Origin of the sequence: Algoriphagus sp. NF, assembly GCF_028823735.1 — a bacterium.
Lineage (GTDB): Bacteria > Bacteroidota > Bacteroidia > Cytophagales > Cyclobacteriaceae > Algoriphagus > Algoriphagus marincola.
Genome location: NZ_JAPEIB010000004.1, coordinates 57282 through 70392 on the forward strand (window position 1 = coordinate 57282; position 13111 = coordinate 70392).

Below are 13111 nucleotides of genomic sequence, written 5' to 3' on the forward strand. Positions count from 1 at the left end.
TTTATAAATAATTGTCTCATTTATTTTTAAAACATCGTGAGAGTTAGATTAATATTTTCCTTAAAAAACAAAGGCTCCTATTTGCCTTTCCACCACCAGTACATCTTGGCCCAATTTCTAAAAGGTCTTATTGTCAAAGGTGGTCGAGAAGAATTCTTCAATTACAATTACTTCAACTTCTCTGGACTGAAAGGTCAGACCAAAGTAAGTAGAAGTGGACTGCACTACTATTCCAGTCTGGTCACCCTAGTCCTCTCCTCCCAAAGTGAGGATTTTATGGACTATCTGCTGGAGCAAGTTTTTGCCACTCCAAAAATTGAATTGGGAAATCTCATCTTATCGCCAGAATACACTGAGCTCGAAAACGAACCAGAACTAGAAACTTCGAATAAGTTTGTGTGTATTTCTCCTCTTGTATTGATCACCCCTGCATTCAATGAGGAAATCGGCAAGAGATTCATCAGCCCTGACAGTGACGAATTCTCTGATCTTCTATACGAATCAACATTGACTAGAATGGAAAGATCAGGTTGGTATACGCCAGAGCAAATGGAGTCCTTCTATAAGTTTCAAGTTGTACCAGACATGAACTACGTAAACAAGCTGAAAGAACAGCAGAAAAAGTTTGCGAGAATTTATTCTGTGTATGATATGGATGTCAAATACGAAGTGAGAGGTTACACCCTACCATTCACCTTGTATGCTGCTCCAGAAGTTCAGGATTTTGTTTTCAAGTGCGGACTTGGAGCATTTACTCACAAAGGATTTGGTATGCTAGATTTGGCCAATCATCCTTCAGGCACTCGTACCACAACTTACAAATTCAAGCGTGAGGGTTTTGTTCCTTACCGACCTACAGAAAGAGTCAGACAGAATGTGGCTCCATCTGAAGAAGGTGAAGAAGAAAACACTCAAGAAAGCGATGATTAATATTTCTAAATCCCCAATCTAAGGTTGGGGATTTTTTTTGGCTAAAATGGAAATGTCAGCAAAGAGTGCTGACTGACGGTATAAAAATCTCTCCAGACCCGATTCAACTCGGAATTTGGATCAGCTGCATGTAAACCTGCAAAAGGATAAAGTGATGCATTACTTTCCCGGCAGAATTGAGTCGTAGTCCGACAGATCCGACTTAAAGATTCCAAACTAGACTCACTTATAAATCTTGAATTGCTGAGTTCAGATTCGGCTTTGTCCACGCTAGAGTAGAATTCCGATCGAAATAAATCCAATTGCTCCGTGGTTTTTTTTGCCTTTTCCTCAAAGAATTCAATTTGCTTTTGATTGAATGGCTTGAGTTCATGTCTATACCAAAAGGACTCATTTATCAAAGACTGAAGGTGCTGTGTGATTCCAAGGATGTTGGCTGAAAGTGTAGCCTCTGCAAATTGCAAAAAAGGAAACCGGTAGATTGGGTTTTCAAGCTTAACCCGATCAGGTACAATTTCAAAGCATCTAGCTCTTGGAACTTTTAACCCTTTGGCTGAAAAGGCATGGCTACCCGTAGCAACCATTCCCATATATTTCCAACTGTCCAATATCTCCACCTCCTCTCTTTTCAGAAGAAAGGCTTTCACGACAGGAGTTCCATTTTCTGATATGATGGGTTTTCCATTCTCAAAAACCTCACAATTCGCAGTGAAATGTGTAGCATGAATAGCACCGGATGCATAAGTCCATTCCCCCGTAATTTCATACCCATTCGGCACTAATTCAGCTTTTCCTCCTACAAAGCCACTTCCTGCCAAACAGACTTTGGGATTATCGAACACCTCATTTCTCAGCTGCTCTTCCATGAACCCGACAAACCAACCTGCTCCTGCACAAAGAGTCACCGTCCAACCCAAGCTTCCATCCATCCGGGCTAAGTGCTCTTCTACTTTCAAAGCTTCTAAAAGTCCCAACTCCAAACCACCAAGATCTTGGGGAACAAAGAGTTTAAACCACTTCCGAGCATAAATTTCTTCAAGCCATTCCGGCAGAAGTGCCCCAAGATTCTCTGCTTTTTTCGCCTGTTCGGCGGAAAATATATAATCCATTTCCTTTCAAAAATTAGCAATCAGGCTTCATTTTAAACATTTTGCCTATTACCGTGTTTAATAGTTATGAAATCCATCTTAAACACCGAAGGTAGAATATCAAGAAGAAAATATTTAAGCCTTTTCATCTTTTTTTATTTTGTGAATCTAATCTGTTTAGCCAAAGCTTTCGAAGCTTATCAATTGGAGGCTTGGATTTCCTTTTATGCTTTTGGGACCCTTCTCATAGCATCGATCGTTTTACTTTTAGTTCAAGCTATTCGTAGATTGCATGATATCGGGCTAGATTGGAAATATTCACTATACCTATTAATTCCACCACCCATCAACTTTTTCGGGTTTGTATGGCTAGCATGGGAAAAAGGTGAAAAAGGACCAAATCAATATGGTCCTGATCCAAGAAAAACAGATGTAGTCTAATATGTCAAATCAGACAGGTGCTAGTAAAGTCGCAGTCTTTTAGTTTTTTTGGCCGGCGAGCCATTCCATAATTGTGACTGGCTTTCCGTCCATCATTACCTGTGAGCCATCAAAGTCTGTTCTTGCAGAATTTGCATGAGAATAGATCCAAGACCAATGGCCGTTGTAGTGAAAATCCTCTCCCCCAAAAAAGCCAGTGATATCGGTAACATTGTCATAGTAGGAGAAGATGACATTTTTTGCTCCGGCCTCTTTCAACCTTTTATAAAGTGGTACAACCGTTTCATCAGGCTTGGTCGTCTGATCATCTTTTGAATGAACAAACCAAATGGGCACGTTTTTAATTTCTTTTATTTGCTGATTGCTGACAAACTCATTGTTGTAAGCGAGCGCACTGATATATCCTGCTGCAAAGTAATCCGGATGCTCCAAAATCAGCTTTAAAGACATATATCCGCCATTTGAACATCCGCCTACGTAGATTCGAGAGTCGTCGATTGAAGGATTATTTTTTACAAAATCATCAATCAATGCAAAAAGTGCTTCATTGTAAATATCGTTTGTCTGACCTCGGGTCATACCCTCTGAAGCCTGCATCCAAAAAGTAGGAGCCTGCGGAACCAACACGGCCGCCCCACCAAAAAGGGCTTGAATCTCAGGAGATGCATAGTTAAAAGCCTTATTTCCCATAAGTGCTATGGTGGGATCAGTTCCTCCTTCCCCACCTCCGTGCAGCCAGATAATCAGTGGAACCTTTCCCTCTACTTGCTCTGGTATCCAAGAGGCATAAGAAAGGGTAGTCGATTGATGTGTAAACTGACCTTCGAGGTCAAATTCATCTACAATTGGTCTTATCCTTTCCGACTCATTATTCCAAATAGTCCCACTTGGCTGATGAATGATTTGAAGCTGATAATCAATCCAAAAATTTCCACCCCTATTTCCAACTCTCATATATTGAATGGGTGACCCTAAAGTCATATTTGGAGCGACTGCTAGTACTAGGGTAAGGTGGTTACCTTCTTCTAGTCGATTTCCTTTGGCATCAGAAGGATAAGACAGGATAATACTTCTCTTTCCATAACTCTGAGCAGGTGGAATTTGACCGTCCGTCGAACTTCGAGTTACAAAAATCTCAAAATCATTAGCCTTATAGTTTTCTGGACTTTCATCCAATGGCAAAATCACTTTACTGACAGCCGGACCCCAGTCAAAGCCATCAATAATGATTGAATAATTCTTAGTCTCAGTACTTTTTTGGGCTTTGGCAAAAAAGGCCGTGCAGGAAAAAAGGACAAATAGGATGAGGAAGAGTGGTTTTTGCATGATTGGGTTATTGGATAATTTTTTGACTTTTTATCTTATTGTTTCAAAATGAAAAAATAAAGTGATAAATCAAATCATTTTTTTTCCAGCCAAAGCTGAATACAATCCAAAACAACTTTATCCTTACTTCAGCCTATCTCATTTCTCTTCAAAGCAGCTACTGCATAGTCCACCGCACGCGCTGTCAAGGCCATGTAGGTGATAGACGGGTTCTGAGTGCCTGTCGAGGTCATACAAGCTCCATCGGTCACAAAAACATTAGGTGCCAAGTGCATTTGATTGAATTCATTCAAAAGTGAAGTTTCAGGATCTCGACCCATACGAACTCCACCCATTTCATGAATGTCCAAACCTGGGGATTGCTTGCTATCAGATTTACGGATATTGAAGCATCCTGCCTTACTGAGCATCTCTTCGCCCTGCTCCAAAAAGTCATTTAAAAGCAATTCGTCATTTTCATCGTAATCCACAGATACTTTCAGCAAAGGAATACCCCATTCATCTTTTTGATCCTGGCTAAGTGATACAAAATTGCTTTCCTTTGGGATAGTCTCACCCTGCATCATCATAAAGACATGCCATGGACCTGGCTTGGCACTTGCTTCCTTAAAATCAGCTCCAAAATTCATATCTCCGGTACCTCCCCAGCCACCTCTTCCTGCAGAGTAAAAACTCATATACCCTCGCTGGAAATCCATTTCTTGCTTATGCACATTTCGAAAGTTGGGAAGCATTACAGCCGTGGGCCTACGTCCGAAATAATATTTATCCTCAAAGCCTTCAAAACCAGCGCTGAGGGAGCCACGGTAATTATGAAAAGCGATATACTTTCCAAGCATTCCCGAATCATTTCCCAAGCCATTTGGAAATCGACTTGAGGTACTGTTAAGTAAAATCAGGTTGGTATTTAGTGCAGAAGCGTTTAAAAAAATTACTTTGGCAAAATACTCGGTTGCTTCCTTGGTGACCCTGTCTATGACTCTTACCCCTGTTACCTTTTCCTTTTTTTCATCCCAAATGAGTGAATGTACCACCGAATCGGGCCGTAGAGTCAAATTACCTGTTTTTGCAGCGGCTGGTATGGTGGAAGAATTAGAGCTGAAATAACCTCCGAAAGGGCATCCTCGATAGCATTGATTTCTGGCCATGCACTGACCCCTACCCTGCTGCAAATGCACATCCTTAGGTTGAGTCAAGTGCGCACAGCGTCCAATGATAAATTTACGGTCTCCGTAAGCTTTCAAAATTCGCTCTTGAATCTCCTTCTCAACGCAATTCATTTCCCACGCTGGCAAAAACTCTCCATCAGGCAAAGTATCCAGTCCCTCATAGCTTCCCGAAATCCCAACAAAGCGCTCTACATAACTATACCATGGAGCAATATCCTCATAGCGAATCGGCCAATCGACTGCAAAGCCATCTCGACTGGGCCCTTCAAAATCATATTTACTCCATCGCTGGGTCTGCCTTGCCCAAATCAGGGACTTTCCACCCACTTGATAGCCCCTTACCCAGTCGAAAGGCTTTTCCTGTACGTAGGGATGATCTTGATCTTTGACAAAAAAATGAGCTGTATCTTCTTTGTATGCATAGCAGCGATTGACGACGGGATTCGCTTTCTTATCTTCTAAAGGGATTTGGTTGCGATGAGGCATTTCCCAAGGAGCTGCGGTCATGGTAGAATAATCTTTTAGATGTTCGACCTGCCTACCTCTTTCAAGAACCAGCGTCTTTAAGCCTTTTTCACAAAGTTCCTTTGCAGCCCAGCCTCCGGAGATACCAGAACCGACAACAATCGCGTCATATTGATGAGAATTCATAATTGAAAAATAAGCGATTCTTTTCTGACTTTTATAAAAATTTTAAAAAACCTCTCCAGGTCTTGATCAGAAATAAGAAACAGCTGGATTTTCTAGGAATCAATACCTCCTCGAATCGTATCGGCTATTTCCCCTAGTTCTTCCTGACTTAACTTCAATTTCGGGCGAGTGAAATTAATATCATCCATGGTCTTGAGAGGAACTAGATGGATATGAACATGAGGCACTTCCAATCCTATCACAGCAACACCAATTCGTGTACATTTGATGGTTTTATCCATTGCTTTTGCCACTTTTTGGGCGAAAAGATGAAGCGCTGTAAGGTCTTCAGAAGCCATATCAAAGATATAATCGACCTCCTTTTTTGGGACCACCAATACATGTCCTCTCACCAGGGGCATAATATCCAAAAAAGCGATATTATTTTCGTCTTCAGCGATGATGTGTCCAGGGATTTCCCGGTTGATGATTTTTGTGAAAATGCTTGCCATATCATCAAAAATAAAAAAATCCCGAGGATTTCCCGGGATTGATCGAAAAGATAAATGTTGAATAATTCTTAGTACGAGATATCTAGGATTTCAAACTGCAACTTTCCAGCAGGAGCATTGATTTCTGCAATCTCGCCTTTTGATTTTCCTACCAAGCCTTTTCCAAATGGTGAGGCAAGGGAAATCTTTCCTGCCTTCAAATCAGCTTCCTCCTCAGACACCAAGGTATAAGTCACCGTCATTCCGTTTTTCACGTTCTTGATCTTGACGGTACTCAATATCCCCACCTTGGATTGATCCATTTTGGAATTGTCCAGTACACGGGCGTTACCTACCACTGCTTCAAGCTTTGCAATCTTCAATTCCAACAAGCCCTGTGCATCCTTTGCCGCATCGTATTCGGCATTTTCTGATAAGTCACCTTTGTCTCTTGCCTCAGCAATCTGCTTAGCGATATCTGCTCTTCCTTTTGTCTTCAACTCCTGAAGTTCATCCTTCAGTTTCTTCAGACCTTCTTCGGTATAATATTGTACTTTCGACATAGTTAGCGATTGTTAGTACCTGCTAAAAAAGAAAGTAACGGTCGCGCAGGAGAGACCGTTACTTTTTTAAGCTTGGCTTTATTTCTTTACAAAAGTAAGAAATCCCCCTATAGATACAAATTTTAGGTTTTAAGGTTCAAATTTTTTTCTTCGATCATCAAAATGCTTTTTTGATTTGCTTGACTAGCACCTCATTGATCTTTTCATAGGATTCAAAAGTCCATCCGGCCACATGAGGTGTAAAAATCACATTTTCGCGATTAGCGAGCTTTTCAAATTCAGTTTTCTGTTCTGGACTTAAGCGGTTGAACTTTTCATTCTCGAGCACATCCAGCACCGCCCCTCTCAATATCCCGGCATCCAGAGCTTGGTTCAATGTCTCAAAACTTATCACCTCTCCCCTAGCCGTATTGATCAACCAAAAAGGTTTGGCAAAGCTTTTTAATTCATCAAAAGTGAAAAAATTCCGGGTTACCTCTGTCAAAGGAACATGCAAGCTCAAAATATCGGCTTCTGCTTTCAATTTTTCCCAGATTACTTCCTGGACCAAATTATCTTCAAAATCCTTTTTATACTTATCGTAGGCTAAGACATCCACTCCAAATCCTTTCAGCCTTTTCGCAAATGCTCTTCCCATATTTCCATAGCCCATGATCCCTACGGTTTTTCCTTTAAGTTCATAGCCACGGTTGCCTTCACGGTCCCAGATTCCCTTTCGCACCTCCTGATCACTTTTGATAAGATGGTTCATAAGCGCTAAAAGTCCCCCTATGGCATGTTCTGCCACAGCGTCCCGGTTGCCTTTGGCAGCATGAAATAGCTGTATCTCATTTTCCGCCAAATATTCAAGATCAATTTGATCCAGGCCTGCCCCTGCACGCGCAATAAACTTAAGGTTATGAGCTTTTTCCAGAAGATCTCTATCCATTGGAGTTTTGGACCGAATGACCAAACCCTCGTACAAAGGGAGGGCTTGCAAAATCTCTGAGCGGGTAATATTAGGCCTATAATCTGCCTGATGCCCTTCCTTCTCCAGCAAAGGGATGATGCTGGAGTGCATTTTATCGATAATAAGTATTTTCATTCTAAAGATTCAAGAGTAACATCGCGATCCCAAAATAAACGGTAAGACCTAGCAAATCATTTGTGGTAGTGATGAATGGTCCAGATGCAATTGCTGGGTTGATACCAAAATGATTTAAAATCAAAGGTGTGACAGTTCCCATAAAGGAAGCCAAAAGGACGACACAGAAAAGTGCCACTCCCACGGTAATCCCAAAAATCGGTTCGAACCCATAAATGAAAACCACTACCAAAAACACGAAAAAAGCTAGTAAAACTCCATTTAGAACAGCGACCAGAAAGCCTTTTATAAAACGCTTTAAGGGCGTATCATCAAAAACTGACTTAGATGCCAAGGATTGTACGATAAGAGAGGATGCCTGTATGCCTACATTTCCCCCAGTAGCAGCTACGAGGGGAATAAAGGATGCTAATGCGATGTATTTATTCAATCCATCTTCAAAAAAGCCGATAATTCTAGCACCTAATAATCCTCCAATCACACCGATTAGTAGCCAAGGAAGACGGGCTTTGGTAATCATAAAAATGGAATCAGACTCTTCAATATCGCCTGAAATACCTGCCATGGCCTGAATATCCTCCTCTGCCTCCTCCTGTACGACGTCCAAGATATCATCAACGGTAATTCGTCCGACCAACTTGTTTTTCGCATTGACGACAGGAACAGACTCAAGGTCATACTTTCGCATGATACCTGCAACCTCCTCCTGATCCATGTAAGTAGGAACAGAAATCACTTCTGGTTCATAAATATCTTCAATCCGAGTATTTTCTCCGGCAAGAATTATTTTTTTGAGTGAAACACGACCAAGCAACTGCTGTCGGTTGTTGACTACATAAATCGAAAAAATCTTTTCTACATTTTCGGCTTGCCTTCTGATTTCATTGATGGTCTGAATGACATTCCAATTTTTATTGGCTCGGATAAATTCCTTAGCCATGATACCACCTGCAGTATCTTCTTCATATCGCAGAAGGTCAAGTACTTGGTCCGACTTTAGCCTATCCTGAAAATTGGCAATGACCTCTTCACGTTCACGCTCACCCAGTAAATTAAGTAAATCCGCCGCATCATCAGAATCCATTAATTCGATGAATGATGCGATCTCCGGATTTTCCAGTTCACGAAATACCCTGATGTGTGTATTATCATCCAATTCGATCAGAATATCTGCTGCTATTTGCTTATCCAGTGCCCGAAGGACATAGATTGACTCATCTAAGGATAATTCATCCAAAATAGCGGCAATATCTGCCTCATTCACCCCATCCAGTGATTCCTGAATAAAATCCAGATCTCGGTTTTCGATACCGTGCTGTAGGCTTTCTAGGTACTCCTTGGAGAGTTCAAATTGCTTAATGATGTCCACGGGATTCTTGGATTTTCTGGGTTAAAAACACAAAATCAGCCACATCCAATTGCTCGGCTCGCAAGTCCAACATAGGATGGCCTTGAAGTGATTCTGGAAGCTGAAAGGATTTCAGGGAATTTCTCAAGGTTTTTCGGCGATTACCAAAGCCTCCTTTTACCACTTTGATAAATAAACTTTCATCACAGTCCAGACTTTTGGTCTCATTTCGTATCAGGCGAATGACACCAGAATTTACTTTGGGAGGAGGATTAAAGACTCCTGGGGGTACCGAAAACAAATATTCAATCGAGTAAAAGGCCTGCAGTAAAACCGATAAAATCCCATAATCCTTATTTCCCTTTGGAGATGCGATTCGCTGTGCTACCTCTTTTTGAAGCATGCATACCACCTCGGTTACTTGATGGCGCAACTCAAGGACTCGGAAAAAGATTTGGCTTGAAATATTGTAAGGAAAATTACCCGCAATGGCAAAAGGCTCTTGGAAAACTTTTGAAATATCCATTTTAAGAAAGTCCCCCTCCAGTATATGATCGACCAAATGTGGATACTTTGCCTCGAGATATCGGATTGACTCTTGGTCAATTTCTGCCAAATAGAGCTCCTGCGGGTTTTCTAGCAAGAAATCTGTGAGTACGCCCATACCAGGGCCAATCTCGAGGACTTTTTGGGCACCACCATGTCCTGTGACAGCTTGAGCTATTCGCTTGGCAATGCTCAAATCCGTCAGGAAGTGTTGTCCCAGATGTTTTTTGGGTCTGACTTTCTCCATCGAATAGCTCCGGTAATTTTTTATAAATTGCAGCCTAAAATTAAGACAATATTCCTAAAGGCCTAAGTTCGACAGTGATTGTAAGTAGCCTTTTTTGAGCAAAGCAATATGACAGCAAAGCAACATAAACCCATAATTGGGATCAGTATCGGAGATATAAACGGAATAGGCCCGGAAGTAGTGATGAAAGCGCTTCAGGACGCCCGAGTTCATCAAGACTTTGTGCCTCTGATATATGGGCATGGAAAAGTGCTCAGTGTTTATAAAAAAATGCTAGATCTGGAAGGATTCAACTTTTTACAGATCAGATCCATCGATGAAATCCAGCATAAACGAATCAATGTGATCAATGTGATGGAGGAATGCCCGGAAATTATTCCCGGCGTAGAAACCCAAGAGGCTGGAAAATTGGCTTTGGAAGCACTTCGAAGCTCAGTTGCGGACATGAAAGAAGGAAAAATCCATGCGCTAGTAACTGCTCCCCTGAACAAGAACAATATCAATAGCGAAGAGATCAAATTCATTGGCCACACGGAATTCCTAAGCGAAGCCGTCAATGCCAAGGACAGTCTGATGTTTATGGTATCTGACAAACTTCGAGTAGGCTTGGTAACAGGACATATGCCAATTGCTCAGGTGAGTCAAGCAGTCACCGTGGAAAGAATCAAGCGGAAGGCCAATCTCATGCTTTCAAGTTTAGAAAAGGACTTTGGCATCAATCGACCAAAAATTGCGATTTTAGGTCTAAATCCTCATGCAGGTGAGGATGGCCTGCTTGGTAAAGAGGAAATCGAGGTCATTAAACCAGCAATCAACCAACTGAAGGATCAGAATAAATTAGTCTTTGGTCCCTACCCTGCTGATGGCTTTTTTGGTATGATGCATCAGACCAAATTTGATGGAGTCCTCGCAATGTATCATGATCAAGGATTGATTCCTTTCAAATCCATGGCGTTTAGCGATGGGGTTAATTTCACAGCAGGGCTTCCGATTATCAGAACTTCCCCAGATCATGGGACAGCATATAATATTGCTGGTAAAGGACTAGCAGATGAAGGTTCAATCAGGGCCGCATTATTTCTGGCTTTGGATGTAATTAGGGCTCACCAAGTCTTAGAGGAAGAAACAGAGGACGCAGAATAAATATAGCCCTACGATGAAAGGAAAATATAATTCTCTTTCATTTTAATCTTTCCAATTAATTACCTATTTTTGCGGTCTTAAAATCGATAAGAGACGTCGTGAAATTCCTGCAGAACTTTGACATTGAGGTAATTAAATACCCAGAAGGGACACATGAATTAGAATTTGATGTTCGTGATCGATTCTTCAGAGAATTCGGTGAGAATGATCTGGTTCAAAATGGCAACTTGACCATAAGGGTCAATATGCACAAAGGAGCAAATTTGATTGAAATGGATTTCCACATCAAGGGAAGCGTTAGGCTAACCTGCGATAGAAGTTTGGAGGAGTTTGACTCCCCACTTGAATCCGAAGAAACCATGATATTTAAATATGGCTCAGAAGAAAAAGAAATTGACGAGGATGTTTTCATGATCACCAGAGACACGCCAAAAGTAAATGTGGCTCAGCTTATTTATGAATTCATTCTTTTAGCCTTACCGGCAAAAAAAATTCATCCTGACCATCGAAACGAACTCGATGATGAGGAAGATGAATTGGACGGGCTTTATGTCTACATCGATTCTGAAAAAGAATCAGAGGAATCTGAAGATGAAGATGTAAACGTAGATCCCCGCTGGGAAAAGCTAAAAAACCTAAATAAAAAAAAGTAATAGAACTCTTAAATCACGCATAAAATGGCACATCCTAAACGAAAGATTTCCAAAACCAGAAGAGATAAAAGAAGAACTCATTACAAGCTAGAAGCTCCTGGTTTGGCAAAATGTCCAACTACTGGTGAAATGCACTTGCCTCATAGAGCTTTTTGGCTTGACGGCAAATTGTACTACAAAGGACAGGTAATCATCGAAAAAGAAGTAATGGCATAAGCCAAAATTTCACTGAATCATAAATCCATTCTATTTATAGTTTGGATTTTTTTTATGCCAAAAATTTCAATACCCTCGCTATCAAACACTTAAGATATTACAAATGGAATATTTTTGGTGGTAAGAGGCATTTATGATATTTTTGACCTTCTTTACAAAAAAGGGGCAAACCCAAAAATGAATAAGGCGAGTGATCGCCTTTTTTAACCCAATTCGAATGGAGAAAATAAAAGCCATGATCACCGGCGTACAAGGCTATGTACCTGAGTACCGGTTGACCAACAAGGAACTTGAGAAAATGGTCGAAACTAACGACGAGTGGATCACCTCAAGAACCGGCATCAAGGAGCGAAGAATTTTAAAAGGCGAAAACCAAGGAACCTCAGTGATGGGGATTGAAGCTGCTAAAGGCCTCCTTGAAAAAACCAATACTGACCCCAAAGACATCGAAGTAGTCATCTGTGCGACAGTGACTCCGGATATGCCCTTCCCTGCTACTGCCAACATAATCGCTGACAAAATCGGTGCGAAAAACAGCTTTAGCTTTGATATTTCTGCAGCTTGCTCAGGGTTTTTGTATGCTTTACAACTTGGCTCACAATTTATCGAGTCTGGTACACATAAGAAAGTACTTGTGGTAGGTGCGGATAAAATGTCTTCCATTGTTGATTACAAAGACAGAACTACCTGTATTCTTTTTGGTGATGGAGCTGGAGCAGTTTTGTTGGAGCCAGCCGAAGGAGACTTGGGGATCAGAGATGCGATATTGAGGTCCGATGGTTCAGGCGAACCATTTCTCCACATGAAAGCAGGAGGAAGCAGAAGGCCAGCTTCGCACGAGACAGTAGAAGCCCGCGAGCATTATGCTTACCAAGAAGGTTCTACCGTGTTCAAATTTGCCGTAACCAATATGGCAGATGTCAGTGCAGAAGTAATGGAGCGAAATGGTCTTAAAGGAGATGATGTCGCTTGGCTAGTACCCCATCAAGCCAACAAACGCATCATCGATGCCACCGCAAACCGAATGGGTGTAGGACCTGAGAAAGTAATGATGAATATTGAGCGCTATGGCAATACCACTGCAGCAACTATTCCACTTTGCCTTTGGGACTATGAGAAGCAACTGAAAAAAGGAGACAATCTCATTCTAGCTGCTTTTGGTGGAGGTTTCACCTGGGGTGCGATCTATGTCAAATGGGCCTATGACCCGAAGTAATTTCATTAAGAATAAACTCA

At 41.4% G+C, this 13111-nt stretch carries 14 protein-coding genes; 6 read left to right on the forward strand and 8 right to left on the reverse strand.

Annotated elements, in window-relative coordinates:
* Positions 1-36 precede the first annotated feature (36 nt).
* Positions 37-930, forward strand: a complete 894-nt coding sequence (gene cas6 / locus OU792_RS02785; RefSeq protein WP_100627243.1) for a CRISPR-associated endoribonuclease Cas6 — start codon at positions 37-39, stop codon at positions 928-930.
* A gap of 41 nt (positions 931-971) precedes the next feature.
* On the opposite strand, the gene OU792_RS02790 is transcribed toward cas6, so the two are convergent.
* Complete coding sequence (locus OU792_RS02790; protein ID WP_274669402.1) at positions 972-2039, reverse strand: acyl-CoA dehydrogenase; 1068 nt, start codon at positions 2037-2039, stop codon at positions 972-974.
* 66 nt (positions 2040-2105) lie between these two features.
* On the opposite strand from OU792_RS02790, the gene OU792_RS02795 reads away from it, so the two are divergent.
* Positions 2106-2459 (forward strand): DUF805 domain-containing protein, encoded by a 354-nt coding sequence (locus OU792_RS02795; RefSeq protein WP_134202068.1) that lies wholly within the window; start codon positions 2106-2108, stop codon positions 2457-2459.
* 39 nt (positions 2460-2498) lie between these two features.
* On the opposite strand, the gene OU792_RS02800 is transcribed toward OU792_RS02795, so the two are convergent.
* From OU792_RS02800 to rsmA, 7 genes are all read right to left on the reverse strand, one after another.
* Positions 2499-3785, reverse strand: a complete 1287-nt coding sequence (locus tag OU792_RS02800) for a prolyl oligopeptidase family serine peptidase (protein ID WP_274669403.1) — start codon at positions 3783-3785, stop codon at positions 2499-2501.
* 128 nt (positions 3786-3913) lie between these two features.
* Entirely contained in the window at positions 3914-5605 is a 1692-nt protein-coding gene (locus OU792_RS02805) for a GMC oxidoreductase (RefSeq protein WP_274669404.1), read from the reverse strand.
* Positions 5606-5697: 92 nt separating this feature from the next.
* Positions 5698-6096 (reverse strand): HIT family protein, encoded by a 399-nt coding sequence (locus tag OU792_RS02810; RefSeq protein ID WP_222582984.1) that lies wholly within the window; start codon positions 6094-6096, stop codon positions 5698-5700.
* Between the two features lie 68 nt (positions 6097-6164).
* Positions 6165-6638: a transcription elongation factor GreA gene (greA, locus tag OU792_RS02815; RefSeq protein ID WP_024282126.1), complete on the reverse strand. Its 474-nt coding sequence runs from the start codon at positions 6636-6638 to the stop codon at positions 6165-6167.
* 157 nt (positions 6639-6795) lie between these two features.
* Positions 6796-7722 carry a 2-hydroxyacid dehydrogenase gene (locus tag OU792_RS02820; RefSeq protein WP_274669405.1) on the reverse strand — a complete coding sequence of 309 codons (927 nt, stop codon included), beginning with the start codon at positions 7720-7722 and terminating at the stop codon, positions 6796-6798.
* 1 nt (position 7723) lies between these two features.
* Complete coding sequence (gene mgtE, locus OU792_RS02825) at positions 7724-9091, reverse strand: magnesium transporter (RefSeq protein WP_274669406.1); 1368 nt, start codon at positions 9089-9091, stop codon at positions 7724-7726.
* Positions 9078-9863: a 16S rRNA (adenine(1518)-N(6)/adenine(1519)-N(6))-dimethyltransferase RsmA gene (rsmA, locus tag OU792_RS02830; RefSeq protein ID WP_133392008.1), complete on the reverse strand. Its 786-nt coding sequence runs from the start codon at positions 9861-9863 to the stop codon at positions 9078-9080. Before rsmA ends, mgtE begins: the two co-directional genes overlap by 14 nt.
* Positions 9864-9971: 108 nt before the next feature.
* Between rsmA and pdxA the strand changes: the two genes are divergently transcribed.
* From pdxA to OU792_RS02850, 4 genes are all read left to right on the forward strand, one after another.
* The gene (gene pdxA / locus OU792_RS02835) at positions 9972-11006 is read left to right on the forward strand and encodes a 4-hydroxythreonine-4-phosphate dehydrogenase PdxA (protein WP_274669407.1); all 1035 of its coding nucleotides are present in this window, start codon (positions 9972-9974) and stop codon (positions 11004-11006) included.
* 98 nt (positions 11007-11104) lie between these two features.
* Positions 11105-11659, forward strand: a complete 555-nt coding sequence (locus OU792_RS02840; RefSeq protein ID WP_274669408.1) for a YceD family protein — start codon at positions 11105-11107, stop codon at positions 11657-11659.
* A 24-nt stretch (positions 11660-11683) separates the two neighbouring features.
* The gene (gene rpmF, locus OU792_RS02845; protein WP_024282120.1) at positions 11684-11875 is read left to right on the forward strand and encodes a 50S ribosomal protein L32; all 192 of its coding nucleotides are present in this window, start codon (positions 11684-11686) and stop codon (positions 11873-11875) included.
* A 217-nt stretch (positions 11876-12092) separates the two neighbouring features.
* Positions 12093-13091 (forward strand): beta-ketoacyl-ACP synthase III, encoded by a 999-nt coding sequence (locus OU792_RS02850; protein WP_100627253.1) that lies wholly within the window; start codon positions 12093-12095, stop codon positions 13089-13091.
* Positions 13092-13111: the final 20 nt, after the last annotated feature.

What these genes read in the sequence shown, in the direction of transcription:
- OU792_RS02820 (WP_274669405.1), bottom strand. Translation starts at nt 7,722, where the DNA reads ATGAAAATACTTATTATCGATAAAATGCACTCCAGCATCATCCCTTTG.
- greA (WP_024282126.1), bottom strand. Translation starts at nt 6,638, where the DNA reads ATGTCGAAAGTACAATATTATACCGAAGAAGGTCTGAAGAAACTGAAG.
- OU792_RS02805 (WP_274669404.1), bottom strand. Translation starts at nt 5,605, where the DNA reads ATGAATTCTCATCAATATGACGCGATTGTTGTCGGTTCTGGTATCTCC.
- pdxA (WP_274669407.1), top strand. Translation starts at nt 9,972, where the DNA reads ATGACAGCAAAGCAACATAAACCCATAATTGGGATCAGTATCGGAGAT.
- OU792_RS02850 (WP_100627253.1), top strand. Translation starts at nt 12,093, where the DNA reads ATGGAGAAAATAAAAGCCATGATCACCGGCGTACAAGGCTATGTACCT.
- OU792_RS02795 (WP_134202068.1), top strand. Translation starts at nt 2,106, where the DNA reads ATGAAATCCATCTTAAACACCGAAGGTAGAATATCAAGAAGAAAATAT.
- OU792_RS02790 (WP_274669402.1), bottom strand. Translation starts at nt 2,039, where the DNA reads ATGGATTATATATTTTCCGCCGAACAGGCGAAAAAAGCAGAGAATCTT.
- OU792_RS02810 (WP_222582984.1), bottom strand. Translation starts at nt 6,096, where the DNA reads ATGGCAAGCATTTTCACAAAAATCATCAACCGGGAAATCCCTGGACAC.
- rsmA (WP_133392008.1), bottom strand. Translation starts at nt 9,863, where the DNA reads ATGGAGAAAGTCAGACCCAAAAAACATCTGGGACAACACTTCCTGACG.
- rpmF (WP_024282120.1), top strand. Translation starts at nt 11,684, where the DNA reads ATGGCACATCCTAAACGAAAGATTTCCAAAACCAGAAGAGATAAAAGA.
- OU792_RS02800 (WP_274669403.1), bottom strand. Translation starts at nt 3,785, where the DNA reads ATGCAAAAACCACTCTTCCTCATCCTATTTGTCCTTTTTTCCTGCACG.